Here is a 23,389-nt window from a genome sequence, read left to right as displayed (position 1 = left end):
GAAAAAAACAATACTAATAGATAAAATTTGACTAACAACGTGTGAAGCGATCCAAAAATTCGCGAATTACATTAAATTTGAATACAATATAATGAAAATGATTAATCCTTGATAGACCTTTTAATACCTATCCGAATATAGAGATTCTTTCCGTCGTTGGGGACTCTATCCGTCGCTTTGGCAATTCTATCCGTCATTTCGATGGTTCCATCCGTCGCTCTGACGATTCTATCTGTCACTTCGGCGGGCCTATCCGCCTTTGCAGAGAAGAGCAATGTCAGACAATTAGTTTTACTTCTTTTTCGTCTGTCCCCCTTTTCTTCCTAATAAAGCAAAGGATTTTCTTGTTCTTAAGTAATATCATTGAGAAACTTTACAATTAGCAGTAAAATTTATGTAAGGATTATTATTTCATTGAAACTTTATGTCGATTATTTCGTATAAGAATATAGACATATCTAAATGCTAGGAGGAAGAAACATGCTTAGTGTCGGCCAGTTTTTCTCTAGACATACCGCTAGCTTCTTAATTTCTCTCACAACTGTTTCTATCGCAGCAATTGCGGCAAGTCCAGGATACTTCCTTGGTGGTTTATTGTTTGCTGGAACATACGCGTCGAGTACGGCGTTGTTGAAACATAGACAGAAAAAGAAATTCATGCAAATAGCAGGTATAACAAAAGAAGAATACAAACATATTGAAACACAACTTACAGCAGCCAATAAAAACATTCAAACTTTAAGTCAAAACTATTTACGTGTACGTTCTGTTTCTGCATTTAAGCAATTACTCGAAATGACACGTATTTCAAAAAATATCGTAAAAATAGTTAAAACAGATCCACAAAAGTTTTATAATGTAGAACAATTTTTTTATGCACACCTTCCTTCTGCTGTCGAATTAACGGATAAATATACGATGTTATCGAGGCAGCCAGTGAAGGATAAGGAAATCCAGATTACATTATCAAAAACAAGAGAAACACTGACAGATTTAAATGATACGATTCAAATTGATTTAAAGGATGCGCTTTCCAACGATATCGACCATCTTCAAATGGAAATCGAATTTGCGAATCGTTCCAATATAAGACGAAAAGAACAATTGGAATGGCGAGGCGATGATAAGTGACAGCAAATGATCACGCATTTCAACTAAATACAATACAAGGTATTTCCCCTCTTGTGCAATCTTATTTAGAAACCACTCCAAATAATGAGGCGATGGCGACATATGAAACGCTATCGCCTCTTGCACAAAGTCGAGCACTTCTATTTGCTAGCCAACTAGACCTGACAAACTTCGAATCAGTCCTGTCTTTAGGGCAAGGTTCACAGCGAGCGCTTTCTCAATTTGCAGATCGAATGCTTGCACAAGTAAAACAGAAAGACGTCACAAAGATTGGTCAAATGTTAGACTCTTTAATGGGAACGTTAGACCGTGTGGACCCTAACGCATTAGAACCCAAAAAGCAGTCCTTTTTTCAAAAGATGTTTGGCAAAATCGAGCCTACTGTTAAGCAAACATTAACGGAGTTTGAACGTATTAGTATCCAAGTAGAACGAATTGGTGTTCAGCTTGAACGTGCACAGCTTCAAATGATAAAAGATGTGGAAATGCTAGAAGAACTTTATGCGCATAATAGAGGATTCTTTGAAGAGTTAGCGACTGCTATTGCAGCAGGACAAATGAAGAAGCAGCAAGCCATTGAAGTTGACCTTCCTAAAAAGGTGACTAGTATACAGGCGACGAAACAGCCTCTAGCTATCCAACAGCTTAATGATTTTGCCGCTCAAATCGAACGTCTAGATCAACGTATTTATGACTTACAAGTTTCTCAGCAGGTTGCCTTACAAACTGCGCCACAAATACGTATGATTCAGCAGTCCAATCAAACGCTAGCTGAAAAAATCGAATTTTCAATCGGTACTCTTATTCCACTTTGGAAAAATCAATTGGCCATGATGTTATCCATGCATATGGATCATCACTACGCACAGCTAGAGGAAAGATTATCTCGTACAAATGACCGTTTTACAAGTCCTTCCTTTGAACAGCAAGTATCGAAATTCAAAGAAACACAGCATGAGCTGAAGACAGCGATCAAAGACGTCTTTGCCCTTCATACAGCTACAGAACAGGAAAAACAGCAATTACAGGATGTAGCTGAATTAAAGACCGTTAAGAGGGAATGATTCCGCTTTTCCAACAAGTAAGGGTGGCTCAGAAATCTGAACCACCCTTTGATTATTCTTATTTGAAATAATCTTTATAGTAACCACCAATATTACCAGTGTTATCGATAATAAAAATGAATTCTTCTGTTTCATTTTTTACATCATATTGTTTTCCTACTGTTAATACGTTTGAAACTAAATATTTTGATGCATTTGTATGCTTACAAGTAACTGTGCGTACTGTTTGAGCATCTTTCCATTTTAAATGTAACATAATCTCTCTACCTCTCTTTACTAGCGTGAAGCTAATGTCTATTGCTTATTTTATAATATTTTTGAACTTTTGTGGAGAAAAAAACCATAGAAGACCATTTTTTCTCCATAACTATCTTTTTTTAACCATATCAATCATAAAAATTTTTACTTCGAGGTGTTAATATGAGCTTTGGTGGCGTACCGCAATGGTTTTTTATTCTGGCCGTTGCATTTGCAATTTGCTTTGTTTTATACGCAGAATGGAATTCTAGAAAATAAGTGAGCCCATAATATGGACTCACTTTTTTAGTTATTGAAACCGAATGCGTAATCTTATTATTTTAATGTTCGTTTTAAAAACTCTTTTGTCCGTTCATGCTGAGGTTTTACTAAAACCTGTGATGGTGGTCCTTCCTCTACAATAACACCTTTATCCATAAATACAACGCGGTCTGCTACTTCTTTAGCAAATTCCATTTCATGTGTAACAATTAACATCGTATTCCCGGCATTCGCTAGCTGACGCATTACCTTCAATACTTCACCAACCATTTCTGGGTCAAGGGCTGACGTCGGTTCATCAAACAGCATTACTTCTGGGCTCATTGACAATGCTCGCGCAATCGCTACCCGCTGTTTTTGACCGCCAGATAGCTGCCTTGGCTTCGCATTGACGTATTGGTCCATACCTACAATTTGCAAATATTTTAGAGCAATTTCGTCGGCTTCTTCTTTTGAACGCTTTAATACTTTCATTTGACCAACTGTGCAATTTTTTAGCACATTATGATTGTTGAATAAGTTAAATTGCTGGAATACCATACCTAGATGTGTACGGTATTCCTGGATATTATGTTTTTCATCTAAAATATTTTCACCTTTGTAAATAATTTGACCGCCACTTGGTGTTTCCAGTAAATTAATGCAGCGTAGTAATGTTGATTTACCAGAGCCTGAAGAACCGATTAAACAGACAACCTCGCCCTTTTCTACTTGGAAATTTACATCCTTTAACACTTGGTTACGCCCAAATGATTTACTTAAATGCTCTATTTTAATAACTGTCATTTGCTCGTCCCCCTATACTGCTTCTTTCTGTTCTTTTTGGTAGGCATCTGGTCCATCCAGTCGTTTTTCTACATACAGTAAAATTCTTGATGCTGTGAATGTCATGATGAAATAAAGGACACAGGCTACAAAGAAGGATTCAAAATAGCGGAAGTTATTACCTGCAATCGACTTTGTTTGGAAGTATAATTCCGTAACCCCGATAACGTTTAATACAGCTGTATCTTTAATATTCATAATTAATTGGTTACCTGTTGCAGGCAATATATTTCGTGCAACTTGTGGTAATACAACATGTAGCATGATTTGAAAATGATTCATACCAATTGCCGATGCAGCCTCGTACTGCCCCTTATCAATGGAAACAATGCCGCCACGCACAATTTCAGTCATATAAGCACCTGTGTTTAGTGCAACAACTAAAATACCTGCCGTAATAAAGTTCATATCAATACCAAATGCAATATCTAATCCGTAAAATACAACCATCGCTTGTACAATCATTGGTGTACCACGGAAGAATTCGACATAGCATGTTAGTATAAAATTAATGAGCTTTAAGCTATAGAATTTTACACCCTTTTTACGAACTTTGATGGTATGCATAATTCCGATGAAAAATCCGATAAGTGCACCAATAATTGTACTAGTAATCGAAATAAGTAATGTATAATACGCACCTCGTAAAAACATTTGCCAGTTGTTCTCAACAATAGAAATAATCCATTCAAAACTCATGATGTTCCTCCTAACAACGTCGTGTTGCTTGTTCGTTACAGTATCGTTTCTTAGCTGAAGCCTTTATTTCTTTTATTTTATGAAACTTTTAGCTAAGACATTATTATTATTTAGAGAGATTCTTATTTTATAAATTTTTATGGGATTGCACGGACTAGCAGATAGCCCGTGCATTCATGTTATTGTGCTGCTGGTTGTTGGTGAATGGCTTCTTCCATAATTTTTTGGCGATCACCTTCAGAAATACCTTTTAAGATTTCATTGATTTTTTCAAGATCGGCATCGCCTTTACGTAAACCAACTGCAATTGATGTATTTGAAATATCTGTATCGAAACCTTTTTCAAACTTTACATACGTAAACTTATCATTTGCAGCAGCAGCCGAAATACCTTCTGGACGTTCTGCTACATAGCCGTCAATTTTTCCAGCTTCTAATGCTACACGCATTGCTGGGAAGCTATCCATTGCTGTTTGTTTTTTTACACCTTTGATTTGATCAATAACATTGTAGTTAGACGTATTTAATTGTGAGGTAATTTTTGCACCAGAGAAATCTTGGATAGATTTTGCTTTTTCATATTTACTGCCTTTTTTGATGACCATCACAAAATCAGACGTATAGTAGTTTTCGGTGAAGTCAATTGTTTGTTTACGCTCTTTAGTAGGTGACATTCCTGCAATGATTGCATCAATTTTGTTTGATTGTAGTGCTGGTACTAAACCATCCCATTCCAATTTTACGATAACTAATTCTTTTCCTAAGCCTTCAGCAATTTTTTTCGCCATTTGCACATCATATCCGCCTGCATATTCTGCATTATCGGCAATTTTTACTGCGCCATTTGTATCATTTTGCTGTGTCCAGTTAAACGGAGCATAGCCTGCTTCCATCCCAATACGGAATTGGCCGCCCTTATCAGTATTTGCCCCCCCATCACTAGACGACGTCGCATCCTTTTTACCACCAGTACCACAAGCTGCTAACAAAATTGCAGTCATGACGCTCAACATTAATACCAACCATTTTCTTTTCATATAAAACTCTCCTTTCTGTAAAAAAATAAGACAACTGTACCAAAAAAGACCTAAGTTCTGAACTTAGGTCTTATCTTTTTAACAGTTGCCCAAATCCTCACAATAAATTCCAATATTTCGAGATAGCACAACCTAGTAAACCTGGAAAGTAATCTACTAGGACAGTCCTGCACTTATTCACTGCAGACCCAGCATAAAAGTACGAGCTCCTTTTATACTTCGGCGATAGTTCCTTCTCCATTGCGTCTTCGCTTGCTTATACTCAACAATGAACTAATAAATACCGCGCCTCTACCTCACAATAGGATAAATGTGAGGTTTGTATATTTAATTGATAATAAGATACTACTATAAAACTAAGTTATACGTCAAGATAATTTTATTACTTTTCTGACTAATTACAATATTAGGGTTTTTTATCCTTTTAAAGCCTTATATACACTTTTGCAAAGTTGAAAAAATGATTAAGACTGTAGAAAGAGTCCGTGACGTCCATGCTCCATTATACTTACTCCAACCAGCTTATATACTTGGATACGTTCATAATAAATATAATAAAGAACTGATTCTTCAGAAATTCCGCAAATAGTTAATACTCAACTTACTTTCAAGTAATTCAAAAGAAATTGTTAATCAGTAAAGATAATATCCTTTGCACTATATGCATTTTACTGAGAAGCTTTCACAAGCGTTGGGACAATCTATCCGTCGCTTTGAATGCTTTATCCTTCACATGAGCTCTTTTATCCGTAGCTTCGATTCTTATCCGTCACTTTAGCTCTTCTTTCCATCGCTTTGAATACTTTATCCGTCACTTCGGCTCTTTTTTCCGTCACTTCCTCAAATGCTTCATGAAAAAAACCTGCGAAACAATGTTCGCAGGTTTTAACAAATTCAGGAATTAAGAATTTAATAATAAATCTTCTGGGTTTTCAAGTAGTTCTTTAACAGTTTTAAGGAAGCCTACAGAATCTTTACCATCGATAATACGGTGGTCATAAGAAAGAGCTAAGTACATCATTGGGCGAATTTCTACTTCACCATTCACTTCAACTGGACGTTTTTTGATAGTATGCATACCAAGAATACCAGCTTGTGTACCGTTCATGATAGGTGTAGACATTAATGAACCGAATACCCCACCATTTGTAATTGTGAATGAGCCACCTGAAAGATCAGCTAAACCTAATTTTTTGTCGCGTGCTTTTTTAGCTAAGTCTGCAATTGAATCTTCAATTTCAGCAAAGTTTTTGCGGTCAGCGTCACGTACAACTGGTACTACTAAACCTTCTTCTGTTGATACAGCTACACCGATATCGAAGAAGTTGTTTAAGTGAATTTCATCGCCAGAGATTTGTGCGTTCACATATGGGTATTTTTTAAGTGCTGCAACTACAGCTTTTGTGAAGAATGACATGAAACCAAGTTTAGAGCCAGTTGACTCAAAGAATTGGTCTTTTTTACGAGAACGTAAAGCCATAACGTTTGTCATGTCTACTTCGTTGAATGTTGTTAACATTGCTGTAGATTGTTTTACTTCAAGTAAGCGTTTTGCAATTGTTTGGCGACGACGGCTCATTTTTTCAACAGTCACACGTGATTCGTCAACAGCTGCTACTGCTTTAGGTGCTGCTGGAGCTGCTTGTGGTGCTGCTACTGGAGCTGTACCATGAGCTGCAACGTCTTGTACACGTACACGGCCTTGTGGATCTACTGGAGATACAGCAGCAAGGTCAATACCTTTTTCACGAGCAAGTCTACGTGCTGCTGGAGATGCGATTACACGCTCACCAGAAGTTTCTTCTACAACTGGAGCTGCTGCAACAGGAGCAGGTGCCGCTTGTGGCGCTGCTGGTGCTGGAGCTGCTTCAACTGGAGCTACTGGAGCAGGTGCTGCACCTTCGCCAGCTTCAACTACTGCGATAACTTGACCTACTAGTACAGTATCGCCTTCTTCAGCTAAAATTTGAGTTAATACTCCCGCTTCTTCAGAAATGATTTCAGCGTTTACTTTATCTGTTTCAAGTTCAACGATGAATTCACCTTTTTCAACGCGATCGCCCACTTTTTTTACCCACTGTGCGATACTACCTTCTGTAATCGATTCTGCTAATTCAGGGACTTTAATTTCAGCCACTTTCATTTCCTCCTTTAATTAACGTGCATTGTGCACATAAAAGGGCTACTGCCTAAGCAAGTAGCCCGGCTCTTAAAATTTATTATGTGATTATTTTACCTTTACAGGCTCAGCAACTGCTTCTTCTACAAGTGCGGCTTGAGCTGCTTTATGAGAATCTGCATCACCTTCAGAAGTAGAGCTCATTGCAGGACGGCCTACATAACGAAGCTTTTTACCTTCAGTAAGTTCATGTAATGTTTCTAATGCATAATTCCAAGAACCTTGGTTTTTAGGTTCTTCTTGTACCCAAACAACTTCTTTTACATTTGGATACTTAGCAATAATACCAGCAACTTGCTCTTTTGGGAATGGGTAAAGTTGTTCTACACGAACAATGTGTACGTGATCGAAGCCTTCACCATCTTTAATACGGTCTGCAATGTCGATCATGACTTTACCTGAACCTAATACAACGCGTTCTACAGCTTCAGTTTTTGAACCTAGGCCTGGTTGTTCAATTACTTCTTGGAATGAGCCATTTGCTAATTGATCAGCATTTGCTGCAGCTAATGGGTGACGAAGTAAGTACTTAGGTGATACAACTACAAGTGGGCGAACGCCTTCTGTACCTAATAATGCTGCTTGACGACGTAATAAGTGGTAGTAGTTACCTGCGTTTGAGCAGTTTGCTACGAACCAGTTATTTTCAGCTGACATTTGTAAGTAACGTTCCATACGGCTTGAAGAGTGTTCTGGACCTTGCCCTTCATAACCATGTGGTAAAAGAATGACTAAACCAGATTTTTGACCCCATTTAGCACGTGCACCTGAAATAAAGTTGTCGAACATAACTTGTGCCATGTTTGCAAAGTCACCAAATTGAGCTTCCCAAACTGATAATACATGGTCATTTTCTATATTGTAACCATATTCAAAGCCCACTACCCCAGCTTCTGTCAGTGGAGAGTTGTGTACTGTAAATGATGCATTTGCACCTGAAATATGGTGAAGTGGCGTGAATAAATTACCATTGTTTTTGTCATGTAACACTAAGTGACGTTGAGAGAACGTACCACGTTGTGCATCTTGACCTGTAAATCGTACTGGTGTGCCATCTTGAATAATTGTTGCATAAGCTAAAGTTTCTGCATGACCCCAGTCGATTTTTGCAGAAGCAAATGCATCACGGCGTTTTTCTAAAATTTTGCCAAGTTTTTTCTGTGGTTCAAAGTTTTCTTCAAACACTAAAAGCTCTTCATTAATATTTTCTAAACGTTCCGCACCAACTGCTGTATCAATTTGTGGGAATTCTACTTTTAATTCTTCTGGCATTTCTAAATGCTTGTGCTCATCTTTATCTGCCATTTCTTTTACATGATCATAAGCTGCTTGCATTTCTGCATAAATAGCTGTATCTAATGCTGCTACTTCATCAGTTGAAACTACACCCTCAGCTGCTAATTGAGCACCGTATAAAGCACGAACGGGTTCATGTTTAGAAACTAATTTATATGTTTCAGGGTTTGTAACAGTTGGATCATCAGTTTCATTGTGACCATGACGACGGTAACCAATTAAGTCAACAACGATATCTTTACCGAATTTTTGACGGTAGCTAGCTGCGAAACGACCTACTAAAGCTACAGACTCAGGGCTATCTGCGTTTACATGTACAACTGGTACTTCGTAACCTTTTGCAGGGTCAGAAGAGTAAACAGATGAACGAGAGTCTTGTAGTTCAGTTGTAAATCCAATCATATTGTTAGCAATGATGTGGATTGTACCACCAGTAGTGAACCCTTCAGTTTTTGCAAAGTTTAATACTTCTGTTACGATCCCTTGACCTGGGAACGCAGCATCACCATGCACAAGAATACCTAATCCTTTTGTGCGGTTATGAATAGCTTGCCCTGGTTTAGAAGTGTCATCTTGTGCTGCACGTGCAGTACCTAAAACAACTGGATTTCCTACTTCTAAGTGAGATGGGTTGTATGCAAGTTTAACATTCATACCAGTTTCACGGTTGTAAGATGCACCCATGTGGTACTTCACATCACCAGTCCAACCTTTAGTAATTTCAAGGCGACCATTTTCTGGCATAAATAAATCATTAGATACATGTGCAAAGTCAGAGAACATCATGTCGTATGGTTTATTTAAAATGTGTGTTAACACATTTAAACGACCACGGTGAGCCATACCAATACGTACATTTTCAACGTTATTTGCTTCAGCTGTTTTTAAAATTTCATCGAATAGGACGATTTGAGTATCTAAACCTTCACCAGAGAAACGCTTTTGACCTACAAAAGTTTTATGAATAAACTTCTCGAAATTTTCAACACGAGTTAAGCGATCTAATAAAGCTTTTTTCTCATTAGAAGCTAATGCTTGTTTAAATGAACCTGTTTCAATTTGTGCTTGAATCCAATCACGTTCTTCTGTTGTTACCACGTGATTATATTCAAATGCTACTTTTTCTGTGTAAACAGATTTTAAGTAATCGATTGCATCTTTACCATTTTTCACGTTTGCTGGCACATCTTTGAAGAAGATAGCTGCAGGAATTTCAGCTAAATCTGCAGCGCTTAAGTTGAACGCGCTTTCTTCAATTTGAGCTGTTTGTAGTTCACGGTTATTCAAAGGGTAAATATCTGCCGCTAAATGACCGTTTGTACGGATTGCATCTGCTAATTTCACAGCTGCTAACACTTTCTTGTAATCGCCAGCAGGAGCTGCTGCATTACTAGCTACAGCTACTTCACCTTCTACTACTACTGGTGCACCAAATTGTTGGAATAATAATACTAACTCCGGTTCTACTTCTTCAGGAGACTGTAAGAATAAGTCGTATTGCTCCATCACATATCCTAGGTTAGGACCAGAGAAAGCTGACCATGGAGAACTTACAGTTGTAACGTTGTTCGACATGAAAAATGACCTCCAAATTTTGCCTTTCGGCAGTTCCATTAATTAAAATACAATTAATTATATAATATTTCTCCGCTCTTTAAAAGGATGTTTAACACAACATACCCATATTTTAAAGAACGTTTTTTCCATCTCAATCTTACTACTCTTCACAAAAAATACAACTCTTTTTAGCAAATTAAGCAATTTTTCTCCCAAAGGATAGAATAATTAAATAAAGCATGTATTTTTCTCAATATTTCAGCGGGAAATTCATCAAGAAAACGGTTCCAACATTTTTGACACTCTTGACTTCCACAGAGCTATTGTATTTTTCAAGTAACATTTTTGTAATACTAAGTCCTAAGCCTGTACCGCCTATTTGACGATTTCTAGCCTCATCAACCCGATAAAAACGATCGAAAATGAACGGAATGTTTTCTTCCGCTATACCAATTCCATTATCTTCTATTTTTATAAGCGCCTCATTACCAGAGACAGAAAGTGAAATTTGAATCTCAGGAATTTTTTCACAATAACGAATTGCATTTTCTATTATATTACGAACAATTTGGCTAAGTGCATTTTCTGTTATAAATAATCGCCCTATTTCTTCATCTTTCGACAGCGTTATTCGAGCTTTTGGATGAAGGCGTCTTGTTTCCTCTAGAACCGCTTCTATAACAGCTACTGCATCAGCCTCACTTTTGATGTCCTTTTCTTCACGGCGCGCAAGTTCTAATAATTCTTCAATCATTTTACGCATCCGTGCAATTTCCGATAGAGAAGTATCAATAGATTCCTCTAAAATTTCAGGATCATCCTTCCCCCATCTTTTCAAAAGGGAGAGATGTCCTTCAATTGCCTGAATAGGTGTTCGTAACTCATGAGAAGCATCCGCAACAAATTGTTGCTGCTGTGCAAATGAAATTTGCAATTCATTCATCATCGCATTGTACATTTTCAATAGATCACCAATCTCATCATGAGACGTGTAAGTTAATTGAATTGGTTCATTAAATCCTTTATCCATAACGGTTTTCATCGATGAACGTAACGCATGCAACGGTTTGATGAAATAATTGGCGAGATAATAGCCAATCGAAGCTGATAACAATAATGCTCCTAATCCCGCTATTAGCATTGTAGTCAATAAATAATGCATCAAAGACTGGAACTTAGATAATGGATGTATCACCTGAATATACCCTTGAAAGAAACCGAGCTGAATCCGTTGATTTTTGACATAGACATCCTTATTATCAATCGTCATTTCAATAATTTCACCTATCGAGGTAAGTGGTGCAACCTGTGCAGTATTATTAATACGAAGAATCTGAATGCCATCTGAATTAAACATTCTAATCGTTTGATCACGATCCGCAATAGAATCTATAAGACCTTTATTTTGCTGAATTTCCTGAATGGTAAGATTGGGTCCCTGTGACTCTAAAAAATACACCAAATCATCGCTTGTCCGTTTGATTTTACTTGCCTCGTCATTTAATAGCCATGTATGTAATGAAATATAGACGACGATACAAATGATCGTATAGCTAAAAAATATTACAGCACTAGATGTTAGCATCCATTTTCTTTGTAAAGACTGATTGACTAAATAATCTCTCAATTTTTTCATTCACGCATCACGTACCCAACTCCACGAACGGTTTCGATATAGGCATTCATACCACCCGGTAGTTTTGTTCGTAAATGCCGGATATATACATCTACGACATTTGTCTCTATATCCGTATCATACCCCCAAACAGAGGTTAAAATTAGCTCTCGTGTACAAACTTTATTTTTATGCTCTATTAATAATTTAAGTAAATCGTATTCAGTTTTCGTTAAATCAAGCTTTTTCCCTTGAACAAATACTTCATAGGCCGCTACATCCATTTCGATATCACGAAAATGTAATGAACCCCCATTTTTTTCATCAGGTGTCACCCGACGTATTATAGTACGAATTCTAGCTAGTAGTTCTTCAATAGCGAATGGTTTTACTATGTAGTCATCTGCACCAGCATCTAAGCCGGCTACACGATCCATCACAGCATCTCGTGCCGTTAACAATATAATAGGTACCATTGACTGCGTACGTATTCGACGACAAATTTCAATTCCATTTATCCCCGGAAGCATAACATCTAATAACAGCACATCAAAATTTTCAGTTGAAGCTAGCGCAAGTCCTTCACGTCCATCAAAAGCGACTAATACATCGTAGCCTTCATGCTTTAATTCTAGCTCCACAAAGCGAGCGATATGCTTCTCATCTTCCACCAAAAGTATTTTTTTAGGCATTTCTTCACCTTCTATTCTAAGATAACTAATAACTATGAGGGGTTTCCTCTTTAGTACTGTTATAGCATAACATCAAACAAAAAGTCTGTACCACAAGCAGCTACTTGCGGTACAGACTTTTTTCAATGAGTCTCAGTAATATAGAGATTATTTTTTCCAATTTCCTTCGCTTTATATAAAGCTTGATCTGCTAGTTCTAGCAATTCATTTAATGTTTGACCGTGGTCCGGATAATAAGCGATACCAATGGAAGCAGTTGGAGCAAAGTGATGACTTTCGATCGTCCAACCCTTTTTTAGTTCATTACGGATACGATTAATAATATCCATTATTTGTGTATGTCTCTTCTTTTCATCACTCGTTATACCAGTTAGGACGACAATAAATTCATCGCCACCCATACGAATCACTAAATCGTGGTTACGTACAGCAGTAATTAAAACTTGGCCAAACTTTCGGATAAAACCATCCCCCATGTCATGGCCGTGCCGATCATTAACATTCTTAAAGTCATCCCCATCGATATAGAGCATAGCTAAACACTCAGTACGTTCTTTTGCTTCTGCCAATAGTTTCGGAAACTCCTTGTGTAAAAAACGACGATTTGGTAGTTGTGTTAACGTATCGTGATAAGCTAAATATAATAAGTCATTCTCTCGTTCCTTACGATGAGTTATTTCACGAGATACCATCATAATTTGTGAAACTTTTTCGCGCTCTGGATCATGAACAACCGTTGCGTTCCCTTCAGTCCAAACAGGCGTACCGTCCTTTGCCCTTAGCAGTAGCTCAAACTGTGTTTCCGTTTGACCCGAATAATTATTTAGAAAAGTTTGCCACTCCTTCTTACTTTCTTCATCCACAATGTTGCTGTAAAACTGACCTTGTAATTCTACATTTTCGTACCCTAAGAAAATCTCATAGGAAGGCGAAGCATAAATAATGATGCCATCTTCGTTTGTTATGACAATCAAATCATTTGTATTTTCTGTAATGATACGGAATGTACGTTCAATATTTTTCAATTCGGTTAACATTCTTTTCTTGTCCGTAATATTATAGTTAATGGATAAATATCGTTCTGTCTCGCCAAATTCATTTTTTAATGGAACTATAGATGCTTCTACCCAAAAATCTGCATGGAATTTTGTACGGTAGCATAACTCCCCTCGCCAAATATTCCCCGCTTTAAGCGTTTTATCAATTAATTGTATTAAGTCGTCAGTATTGTTACGAGGCTCTATTAATTTAAAAGGTTGTTCTATCAGCTCTTCTGCCGTAAAGCCAGTTGCATTTAAAAACAAATCATTAATTTCTAGAATTTTGGCATCCCTATCCAATACAGCAATGTACGCTGCAGAATTTAGAGCAGCCTTAAAAACCTCTAAACCATGTGATTTTGAGCGTAACTCTGCTTTTTGTTCAGTGAATTGTGTGCAATCCTGCATGAGAAGAAAAATAGCAAAAGAGTTATCCCCCTGCATAACTGGAGATAATGATACTAAATACGTGCGCTCTTTTTTATCCAGTGTATGAAGCTTGATGAGTTTTTTACCAATATTTTCGCCCATAGCTGCTCTTTGTAAATAGTTTTGTATGTTTCCCACTTCATCTTCAGGAACAATTGGTAGATCGACGAATAATTGCTGTTTAACCGTTTCTGTATCTAATTCAAAGTCTTCCGTGAAGCTGGAGTTCACTTCATAAATAGACCCTTCAGCTGATAAGATGACCGTTGAAAAAAAAGCATGATCAAACATTGAGCGCAGAAATAAAAACTTATCTTCGATGCTACGATCATAGAGAATCTCTTTTGTTATGGCTAAAATATAATCTTCTTTATTATGTTTAAACGGCCGAACAGAAGTCTCATATTTACGAACTTCTGCTTTATAATAGGCATAATCCACATAGTCAACCTGACTATGCTTCGTTATTGCTTGATTGTAATTTTCTTGAATTATAAAAAAATTGCGACTTGAGGTAAGGGTAGATAGCATTTTCCCAATCGCCTCATGTGATAACAAAGCTCGAGCTGCTTGATTTAAGCGAATATATTGAAAATCGTCTCCCACTTTTTTCATTAAAAAGACAAAATCTTTTCCTATAAACAAGTCATTAAATAAGTCTTCGCTTAAAAGATATTCCATGCTGTCACCCCCATAAGTCGTTATTGTTACTATTAAATAGAATTTTTATATAGTTTCTGTTTATACAAAAAAATCAATACTACTATTATAACATAATTTAAATAAATCACTCTTCTCGATTCTAAAAAAATATATCCTTTTTAGGATAAAATTTGTTAATTTACCTCTCCTGAAGAAATTACGTAATCCTAAAGAAACACTATCCAATTATTTTTACCTAGAAAACTGATATTTTAGACTTAATGACCCTAAAAAAAATGGATAAACAAATTTTAACTATATATGCAATTATTTATTTTTCGGAATTTACTGACTATTAAATATAATTTTTGTTTTAGCGAGGAAAATGATTGCATAAAGCAGTATGATTGTTATATTATATTAAAAAAACTAGCCTTTTTTCGGTATGGTCGAAAAATCAGTAAGACAGCGGGAGATTATGGATATCATAGTTTTAACGTCTAGTTCTTTGGGTTTTAATTCCAGTACGAATTTTAGTTTTCTTCTTTATGTTTTAAAGGAATTGTTTTAACTACCCTAGTAAAGGAGGCGTTTCGTATGCTTAAACATCGAGACCTACATGAATGTACAGAGCTTTATGAGCTATTATCACACCCTTCTGTTTTCCCATTTGTCCGTCAAAAAGCCACATCAGCTGATGAATATTGGTTTATGACAAAACAATTGATTGAAGAAGAAGCGAAGGGACTCGCTATTTCAAGGACAATTACTGATGATTGGGGGCAACCGATCGGCACCATTAGCATTCATGACGTGGAGGATGGTGCAGGCTTTTTAGGAACGTGGATTGGACTCCCTTATCAAGGGCAAGGTTATAACCAAAAGGCGAAAATGCTTTTTTTGAATGAACTTTTTTTTGACTATAACTTCCATACGGTATTTCTCCGTATTCGTGTTGAAAATATAAAATCGCAGCGTGCAGCCTTAAAGCTACCCTATGTTATGAGTGCGAATGAAAGTCACCCAACATTATTAACACAGGTTAACAGCGGCAAGGCGCAATTTAATTTATATAAAATTCCAAAAGACTTGTTCTATCTTACAACAGCCAATCAAATGGCAGAAGGCGAAGAACAAGCGATGTAATCTAAAAAAAGCTATGTGCTCTGTCATGACAGGTACATAGCTTTTTTCTGGCTTGGCTTCATATTATTACAGTAATTGTGATTTAACGACTACGGGTACAGTGCCTACTTTTTATATTGTAAAATCAATTTCGCCATTTCATCTGGCGTTTTCGGTCTTTGAGTTTTTTCCATAGTCGCAACCATTTCTGCTTTACGCTCTGTTAACACATGAACCGATTTTTTAAAGGATTCCTTTGTTAACTCTTCCTCTTGTAATACTTCCGCGTAACCCTGTCTTTTAAACAGGTTGGCATTTAATATTTGGTCACCACGACTTTTTTGTGCAGATAATGGCACTAATAACATAGGTTTGTGAAGTGCTAAAAATTCAAAAATCGAGTTAGAGCCAGCACGTGAGACGATGAAGTCTGCCGCATGTAATAGATCCGGTAACTCTGTTGTCACATATTCAAATTGCTTGTAACCAGGCGTAGATTCAAATGATTTGTCGTAATTTCCTTTACCGCACAAATGAATAATCTGAAACCGTTTGACAAGCTCTGGTAAATTTTGACGAAGTGCATCATTCAAGACAACTGAACCTAGACTCCCTCCCATCACAAGAAGAACCGGTCTTAATGTTGTAAAACCACATAATGATAACCCTTCCGCTCGATCTCCCATAAATAATTCTTGGCGAATAATGGAGCCTGTGCATGTTGCTTTTTCTTTCGGTAAGTGCTGCAATGTTTCTTCAAAAATCGTAAAGATGTGTGATGCAAATGGCAGCGCAATTTTATTGGCTAAGCCAGGTGTAACATCTGATTCATGGATGACTACCGGAACACCAGCAAGTTTTGCAGCCATGACAACTGGTACAGAAACAAAGCCACCCTTTGAAAAAATCACTTGGGGCTTCACTTTTTTGATAACACGAAAAGCCTGCATAATTCCAGCAAGCACTTTAAATGGATCTGTAAAATTTTTCATTGAGAAATAACGACGCAATTTCCCACTTGAAATACCGTAAAACGGAACATTGGGAAACGCCTCGCCTATTAATTCTTTTTCAATGCCCTGTTCTGAGCCAATATAGTGGACATCATAACCTAGTTCTTGTAAAGACGGGAGTATCGCTTGATTGAGCGATACATGACCAGCTGTCCCTCCACCGGTTAAAATGATTGTTTGTTGTTTCACATAAATTCTCCTATTCCTTAAAAGCATAGCCATCACTACTTTTTGTTTACAGTCTTTTATTTTACTATATGCGAACAAAAAGATATAGATGAAGCTTTTAATTTCTTTCAACAGATGTCTTTTGTACCGAAAGCGTAGCGACAGATGTTCGAACTCCTGATGAAAGAAATTAAATTTTCAACTTACCTCTTTTTTTATGCTATACTCATTATTTAAATATGTTAATTAAGGAAGATATACACTTTGAATCAGACAACTACGTTAAAAGAAAAATATGCATTACTTTTAAAAATTATCGTACCTATTTTAGTTACACAATTAGCGATTTATCTTATTTCTTTCTTCGATATTTTGATGTCGAGTCGGTACGGTACTGCTGACCTAGCTGGCGTGTCAATCGGCTCCTCTATTTGGATGCCTATTTACACAGGTTTATCTGGAATTCTCCTTGCGATCACACCTATTGTCTCACAGCTTGTTGGAGCTAAAAAAGAGTTGGCAGCAAAAAAGACTGTTCAGCAAGGAATCTATGTGGCCATCGTACTATCAGTACTTATTTTTATTGTATTATTAGTCGGTATTGATAAGATTCTTGGCAATATGAATTTAGAAGCTTCTGTACATACTATTGCTAAATCTTACATTCATGCGATGTGCGCTGGACTAATACCACTCTTTTTATTTTTTGTTATGCGCTGTTTTATCGATGCGCTTGGACAAACTCGCGTCACTATGATTATCACTTTACTTACAACGCCTATTAATATTGTATTGAATTATATTTTTATTTTCGGCAAGTTTGGGGCACCAGAGCTTGGCGGAATTGGTGCAGGCGTTGCAACAGCGATTACATACTGGCTTGTTTTCTTGATTACAGTTTGGATTATTGCAAAACGCGTTCCCTTTGAACGCTTCCGCCTATTCCACGACTGGCCAAAATTAGAATGGCTTCGTTGGAAGGAAATTTTAATCATTGGTGTACCGATTGGAATATCCTTATTTGCAGAAACAAGTATTTTTTCTGCCGTCACGGTGATGATGAGTAGCTTTAGTACAGAAATTATCGCAGCTCATCAAATAGCTATAAATTTCACCTCCCTGCTTTATATGGTACCTCTTAGCATTTCTATGGGTGTTACGATATTAGTAGGTTTTGAAATAGGCGCTGGCCGTTTGCACGATGCTAAACTCTATAGCTATTTATGTGTTGGGACCGCGATTTTATTTAGCTTTATTTCAGCTTGTATTCTTTTTATCCTTCGAGAGCCTGTTGCTAATATGTACACGTCTGATGACAAAGTGCTAGAATACGCCAGTCATTTTTTAATATACGCAGCTATATTCCAGCTATCTGATTCAATCCAAGCGCCTGTACAAGGAGCTTTGAGAGGTTACAAGGATGTTACCATGAGCTTTATTATGGCCATTATCTCGTATTGGATTATCGGCTTGCCTGTCGGTTATGCACTTGCTACTCAAACAGACTTCGGACCGTTTGGCTACTGGATTGGACTAGTTGCAGGTTTAACAACAGGTGCGATTACTTTATTAATACGTTTATTAATTGTTCAAAAAAAATATACAACAGCGGCTAAAACAGCAATAGCAAACTAGACTTTGTTCTAGTTTGCTTTTTCTCATTATGGAAGTAAAACAAGAATCCACCAGTATCGAATAACCCTCTTTCACATTATCAAGGCTCCCAAATCCTTTATTTAGTTTCATCTTCTTCTTTTCAACAATAATGTAATTATAAATCCAATGAACATTAACATCATAAGAACCTCCTTTGTTAATACTAGATCGATCCTTTAATGAAGTTTAGGGTATGTATAATATGAAAAAATACTTACTTTTTATCAATTTTTTTATGACTAAATATTTTCACTGTAGAGAGTTTGCTATTGCAGTTTGAAAAAATGATTCAACGAATGAGGCATAAGCCACTGGGAGTATCTTGCAACCGTAGCCCCATTGTATAGTTATTCTTCCGTGCTAAAATTTATTTGGCCGATAGATATACAACCCGTTATCTATTTAATATCCCAATAAAATTGCCCATTATTATTTTTTAAAGTAGGAAGTCGACTGTTCATGACTTCTATGTCCTTTCTTTCGCAGCTTTCATTACAGTAAAACTTATCTTCTTGATTGTTATAAATACTCATTGCTCTATCTAGTATTAATTTACCGCATTCTCCACATATTATTAATATCATACATCGTTCTCCCTTTTCAGTTAATTAACGATTCCAGACGGCCTCTAAAATATGAATTTTGTTTCACCGCTACAGTAAAGCTTCACAAACTAACTAATGCTCATTCGATTAGGTGCTAAATCGCATTGTGAAGCCATTTTTCTCTACATATATAATGTATTCAGATATCCCTTGAAATGCACTCATTTGTTTTTCAGTCAAAAGATTTGTCACTTATAGTAGCACTGGAAAATTAAAAAAGGATGTCCACCAAGCCTTTACGACTTAGTGGACATCCTATTATTCAATATAGCTATTCAATTTATACTATTATTTTTGGATAAATTGTTGTGTCCAGTAGTTACCTGATTTCACATAGCCAACACCAATATGCGTAAATTTCTCATTTAAAATATTCGCACGGTGACCTGGTGAATCCATCCAAGCTTGTACTACTTCTTGAGGTGTACGTTGACCTTGTGCAATATTTTCTCCTGCACTCTTATACGTAATACCTAAAGCTTTCATACGATCAAATGGTGAACCGAATGTTGGGCTTGTATGTGAAAAATAGTTTTTAGATTGCATATCTTGTGATTTTTCACGAGCAGCTGCCATCAGTTGATCATCAGTTTTAAATGGTGCTAAACCTGCTTTTGTACGTTCAGCATTTGTTAATTTTACTACTTCTTGTTCAAATGCATTCACATCTGAAGTAGTTGTTGATGGTTTAGACTGTGATGGTGCAGTTGCTGTATTATCTTTTTGAGTTGTTTGTGTATTGTTGTTTGGTGTTTGATTATTTTCTGGTGCTTGAACTTCTTTTGATGGTGCTTGAACTTCTTTTGATGGTACTTGTACTTCTTTTGATGGTGCTTGTACTTCTTTTGATGGTGCTTGTGTTTGTGGTACATTTACATACCACTTATGATTTGACAATTGGTTTAACAATTGATTTGACCATTGATCATTAGACCATTTATGATAAGAAACTTTATTACAGTCTGTTGTTGTGTTCCCCTCTGTAGTATTTGCTGCAGCGGAAGCCATTTGAATTGGAGCTGCTAATAAAAATGTTGCACAAATTGCAGTTAGTGTTTTTTTCATTTTTGCAATTCCTCCTTCTATGCAACCAATCGTAAAGTACGAATTTAATAAATTTCTTGCCAGCATCTGCTAACAACACCATCAGAGAAATAAATTCGCATCAAATAGAGGGTTTATAGTAAAGATTTTTAGCAAGTTTCACCAGCCTATGAAATACTTACGTTTCAAATAGGGTTGACACCCCTAAAAAACTATTAAATAATTTCAATATTCAAATAGATAAACAACGAAATAAGGACTCGAAATATCGGAACACACTTCCTTTTTTTTACTAATCTACAAAAAAATCTGCCATGATTACTACTTAAATAAGACAACAGAAACAGAACTTTCGTGTCTTATTAGTAGAAATCAGCAGATTTTATATGTTATATAGAAAAGCCTACTATTTTAATTACGACCTATAACGTTTATGCTACTTACATCTTCACCAATGATTACGAGTTTTGCGGGCATTTTTACGTATTCTGGAAGCCATTGGACCATGCCATATGCATATTGAAATAGCATAGGATTTTTTACACCTTCAATTGGCACATAGCCTTTCATTCGATACACAGTTTCAGGTAAGGTACGTACCCAATCCTCAAAGTGCTCCTGCGTAAAGTCAACGTCCTTAAATTCAACTAACCGTGAGCCTAGATGCATTGAAGCAATAGGAGCTTTCACAACATCTTGTTTATCCACCTGAGCTGTTGCCTTTAAATCTTCTAACAAACGTAACGGCACTCGCCCATTTGTAGTTTGCAAAATAAAAGCATGAGGATTAAAGCCTTGTAGCTCATAAACAACCTGTGCTTGCTCTGCCTCTGTTAATAAATCCGTTTTGTTAGCCAATAATAAGTGTGCGTGACGGATTTGTTCCATAAATAAGGAGCGCACTTGCGGAGTTAATGTTTCTCGATTTAGCCACAGCTTTGAGTCAGCAACCGTGATAATCCCTTTGACATTTAACTGTTCCGCAAATAACGGTGAATAAACAGCATCTAATGCTTCAACAGGATGTGCAGCACCGGTTGTTTCAATTATTAGGACGTCAAAGTCACTATCTAATAGAAGAGATTGAATTTGCGCCTCTGTTTTTTCGGCGCCAGAGCAGCAAATACAGCCCTCTAGCATTTCCTTTAGCGGGATATCCTTTTCCACAGCCTGTGAGTCAAATGGAAGCTTACCAAGCTCATTCATAATGACAGCAGGCTTTAATTTTTTTTCCTTTAGTTGTCGAATAACATCTGTTAACATAGATGTTTTTCCGCTACCTAAAAATCCACTAAATAAGTATACATCCTTCATAATTATTCCCTCCATAAAAAAAGCTGTCGCAAAAGGCCATTAAAGACGCCTGCTGCGACAGCTACTTTGTTAGTTTGTAGTTTACTCAGTTTTTGCTGGTGTACCAGTAAGCAGTTCTTTTGCTTTTAACAATTGAGGATCATCTGCTTTTATTTTAGCACGTAATGCTTCCATTAAAGCATACGTTGTATCGCCAGTTAAAACTCCAGTTTCTTCAAGACCATTTGCAGCTTGCAGTTTTTTCACTGCACGTTCTGTAGATTGATCAAAAATACCGTTTGCTTTACCAGGCTCATATCCTAGAACCTCTAGCATCTCTTGTGCCGCTTTTACTGAGTTAGACTGCACGTCCTTTTTCATTTCCATAGATGGATCTAAGTATGGTAATGATGCATAAGGTGGGTATGACACTTTAACATCTGGAACAATCCCTTTTTCATGAATCCAGTTACCATTTGGTGTTAACCATTTACCTGTTGTGAATTTAAGGTTAGAGCCATCTTTTAATGGTGTGACATTTTGCACGGTACCTTTACCAAACGATGTTTCTCCAACAATTTTAGCACCGACAGATTCTTTTAATGCACCAGCTAATATTTCAGAAGCAGAAGCACTGCCGCTATCGACTAGCACTGTCACTGGAACATTATATTTTTTACCAGCAATAGCATTTGAAATTTTCGGCTCTTCATTTTTTTGTTGCACTTGTACAATCGCTTTGCCTTCTGGAACAAATAAATTCGAAATTTCTACTGCAGCATCTAGGTAGCCACCTGGATTTTGACGAACATCTATTACGATGCCTTTCATGTTTTTACCTTCGTAATCTGCAAGAATCTTCTCAAATTCTTTTGCTGTATTTTCACTAAATGACGTTATTTGAATATGGGCAATATCCCCTTCAAGCATTTCACCGTAAACCGTTTCAACCGGAATTTCATCACGGACAATCGTCATATTAAGAGGTTCAGCATTTCCTCCTCGTTTCACGGTTAATTTTACAGCTGTTCCTTTTTCACCGCGAATAAGCGCTACTGCTTCAGAAGCACTTAACCCTTGAATGCTTTTTCCATCCACAGTTAAGATAATATCTTTCGGTAATAGCCCTGCCTTTTCAGCAGGTGAGTTTTTAATAGGTGACACAACTGTAATAAAGCCGTTACGCTCTTGAATTTCTGCACCAATTCCTTGGAAACTAGAAGACAATCCCGACTTAAATTGATCTGCTTCTTCTTTCACCATAAAATCAGAATACGGATCACCTAAAGCGTCGAACATGCCGTTAATAGCGCCATCGACAACTTTTGAATCGTCGATATCTTTGTAATAGTTGTTTTTAAGTAAATCATAGGCTTCATATAGTTTTGCAAATTCTGCACGCCCCGTTGGTACTTTCACTTCAACTGCTTTCTTTTCACCGAATGTTAAGGCAAATATCGTTAAGCCTGCAGTAATTAGGATTGTAAAGAACATCAGCATGATAAATTTAAACGGTTTCATTTGTATGAATTGTCCTGCTGGTTTTACTTCAGCAGGGGGTGTTTGTTCTGACTGCTGTTCTATACTATCTTTTTTCTGTTCATCCATCTTGATTGTCACCACTCTCATATACACTAACTTGTTGTCACACTATTACCATCTTAACAGGTTATAGAGAAGACGAAAAGAAAAGACTGTCAAAATTTCACGACAAATCTTGTCCTACAACAATCTTCATAAAATCCAGTATTTCTTAATCG

At 36.8% G+C, this 23,389-nt stretch carries 18 protein-coding genes and 1 riboswitch; of the genes, 4 read left to right on the top strand and 14 right to left on the bottom strand.

The features are described 5' to 3' along the window. Nucleotides 1-480: 480 nt before the first annotated feature. The gene (locus tag ACIQLB_RS23320) at nt 481-1,131 is read left to right on the top strand and encodes a 5-bromo-4-chloroindolyl phosphate hydrolysis family protein (RefSeq protein WP_400731071.1); all 651 of its coding nucleotides are present in this window, start codon (nt 481-483) and stop codon (nt 1,129-1,131) included. Next, nucleotides 1,128-2,195: a toxic anion resistance protein gene (locus ACIQLB_RS23315; protein ID WP_400731069.1), complete on the top strand. Its 1,068-nt coding sequence runs from the start codon at nt 1,128-1,130 to the stop codon at nt 2,193-2,195. Before ACIQLB_RS23320 ends, ACIQLB_RS23315 begins: the two co-directional genes overlap by 4 nt. Before the next feature lie 58 nt (nt 2,196-2,253). Here the strand turns inward: ACIQLB_RS23315 and ACIQLB_RS23310 are convergent, their stop codons facing one another. The 9 genes from ACIQLB_RS23310 to ACIQLB_RS23270 all read right to left on the bottom strand — a co-directional run bounded on the left by ACIQLB_RS23310 (nt 2,254) and on the right by ACIQLB_RS23270 (nt 14,764). Next, nucleotides 2,254-2,451, bottom strand: a complete 198-nt coding sequence (locus ACIQLB_RS23310; RefSeq protein ID WP_400731067.1) for a DUF6501 family protein — start codon at nt 2,449-2,451, stop codon at nt 2,254-2,256. A 317-nt stretch (nt 2,452-2,768) separates the two neighbouring features. Continuing rightward, entirely contained in the window at nt 2,769-3,500 is a 732-nt protein-coding gene (locus ACIQLB_RS23305) for an amino acid ABC transporter ATP-binding protein (protein ID WP_400731065.1), read from the bottom strand. A gap of 12 nt (nt 3,501-3,512) precedes the next feature. Continuing rightward, nucleotides 3,513-4,238, bottom strand: a complete 726-nt coding sequence (locus ACIQLB_RS23300) for an amino acid ABC transporter permease (RefSeq protein ID WP_400731063.1) — start codon at nt 4,236-4,238, stop codon at nt 3,513-3,515. A gap of 179 nt (nt 4,239-4,417) precedes the next feature. Continuing rightward, a complete protein-coding gene (locus ACIQLB_RS23295) occupies nt 4,418-5,275 on the bottom strand; it encodes a transporter substrate-binding domain-containing protein (protein WP_400731061.1) in 858 nt (285 codons plus the stop codon). A 115-nt stretch (nt 5,276-5,390) separates the two neighbouring features. Continuing rightward, nucleotides 5,391-5,577, bottom strand: a riboswitch (Lysine riboswitch). A 599-nt stretch (nt 5,578-6,176) separates the two neighbouring features. Continuing rightward, nucleotides 6,177-7,412: a 2-oxoglutarate dehydrogenase complex dihydrolipoyllysine-residue succinyltransferase gene (gene odhB / locus ACIQLB_RS23290; RefSeq protein WP_400731059.1), complete on the bottom strand. Its 1,236-nt coding sequence runs from the start codon at nt 7,410-7,412 to the stop codon at nt 6,177-6,179. 90 nt (nt 7,413-7,502) lie between these two features. Next, the gene (locus tag ACIQLB_RS23285) at nt 7,503-10,325 is read right to left on the bottom strand and encodes a 2-oxoglutarate dehydrogenase E1 component (protein ID WP_400731057.1); all 2,823 of its coding nucleotides are present in this window, start codon (nt 10,323-10,325) and stop codon (nt 7,503-7,505) included. A 232-nt stretch (nt 10,326-10,557) separates the two neighbouring features. Then, nucleotides 10,558-11,943, bottom strand: coding sequence for an ATP-binding protein (locus ACIQLB_RS23280; RefSeq protein WP_400731055.1), 1,386 nt, complete (start codon nt 11,941-11,943; stop codon nt 10,558-10,560). Then, nucleotides 11,940-12,614, bottom strand: a complete 675-nt coding sequence (locus ACIQLB_RS23275; protein WP_400731053.1) for a response regulator transcription factor — start codon at nt 12,612-12,614, stop codon at nt 11,940-11,942. The genes ACIQLB_RS23280 and ACIQLB_RS23275 overlap by 4 nt, the downstream gene beginning before the upstream one ends. 122 nt (nt 12,615-12,736) lie before the next feature. Beyond that, nucleotides 12,737-14,764 (bottom strand): diguanylate cyclase domain-containing protein, encoded by a 2,028-nt coding sequence (locus ACIQLB_RS23270; protein ID WP_400731051.1) that lies wholly within the window; start codon nt 14,762-14,764, stop codon nt 12,737-12,739. Nucleotides 14,765-15,322: 558 nt separating this feature from the next. On the opposite strand from ACIQLB_RS23270, the gene ACIQLB_RS23265 reads away from it, so the two are divergent. Beyond that, on the top strand, nt 15,323-15,871 hold the full coding sequence (locus ACIQLB_RS23265; protein WP_400731048.1) for a GNAT family N-acetyltransferase: 549 nt from the start codon (nt 15,323-15,325) through the stop codon (nt 15,869-15,871). A gap of 104 nt (nt 15,872-15,975) precedes the next feature. Here the strand turns inward: ACIQLB_RS23265 and ACIQLB_RS23260 are convergent, their stop codons facing one another. After that, nucleotides 15,976-17,052 (bottom strand): undecaprenyldiphospho-muramoylpentapeptide beta-N-acetylglucosaminyltransferase, encoded by a 1,077-nt coding sequence (locus ACIQLB_RS23260; RefSeq protein WP_400731046.1) that lies wholly within the window; start codon nt 17,050-17,052, stop codon nt 15,976-15,978. A gap of 243 nt (nt 17,053-17,295) precedes the next feature. On the opposite strand from ACIQLB_RS23260, the gene ACIQLB_RS23255 reads away from it, so the two are divergent. Further along, nucleotides 17,296-18,666, top strand: coding sequence for an MATE family efflux transporter (locus ACIQLB_RS23255; protein ID WP_400731044.1), 1,371 nt, complete (start codon nt 17,296-17,298; stop codon nt 18,664-18,666). A gap of 419 nt (nt 18,667-19,085) precedes the next feature. On the opposite strand, the gene ACIQLB_RS23250 is transcribed toward ACIQLB_RS23255, so the two are convergent. The 4 genes from ACIQLB_RS23250 to ACIQLB_RS23235 all read right to left on the bottom strand — a co-directional run bounded on the left by ACIQLB_RS23250 (nt 19,086) and on the right by ACIQLB_RS23235 (nt 23,237). Continuing rightward, complete coding sequence (locus ACIQLB_RS23250) at nt 19,086-19,271, bottom strand: hypothetical protein (protein ID WP_400731042.1); 186 nt, start codon at nt 19,269-19,271, stop codon at nt 19,086-19,088. Nucleotides 19,272-19,580: 309 nt separating this feature from the next. Continuing rightward, nucleotides 19,581-20,357, bottom strand: a complete 777-nt coding sequence (locus ACIQLB_RS23245) for a CAP domain-containing protein (protein WP_400731040.1) — start codon at nt 20,355-20,357, stop codon at nt 19,581-19,583. Nucleotides 20,358-20,747: 390 nt separating this feature from the next. Then, nucleotides 20,748-21,650 (bottom strand): CobW family GTP-binding protein, encoded by a 903-nt coding sequence (locus ACIQLB_RS23240; protein WP_400731038.1) that lies wholly within the window; start codon nt 21,648-21,650, stop codon nt 20,748-20,750. Nucleotides 21,651-21,731: 81 nt separating this feature from the next. Then, nucleotides 21,732-23,237, bottom strand: a complete 1,506-nt coding sequence (locus ACIQLB_RS23235) for a lmo1851 family serine protease (protein WP_400731036.1) — start codon at nt 23,235-23,237, stop codon at nt 21,732-21,734. Nucleotides 23,238-23,389 lie beyond the last annotated feature (152 nt).

This window comes from Lysinibacillus sp. NPDC092081 (assembly GCF_044755845.1).
Taxonomy (GTDB): Bacteria; Bacillota; Bacilli; order Bacillales_A; family Planococcaceae; genus Lysinibacillus.
The sequence above is the reverse complement of the archived record's forward strand: the minus strand, read 5'-3'. Positions and strand labels throughout refer to the sequence as shown.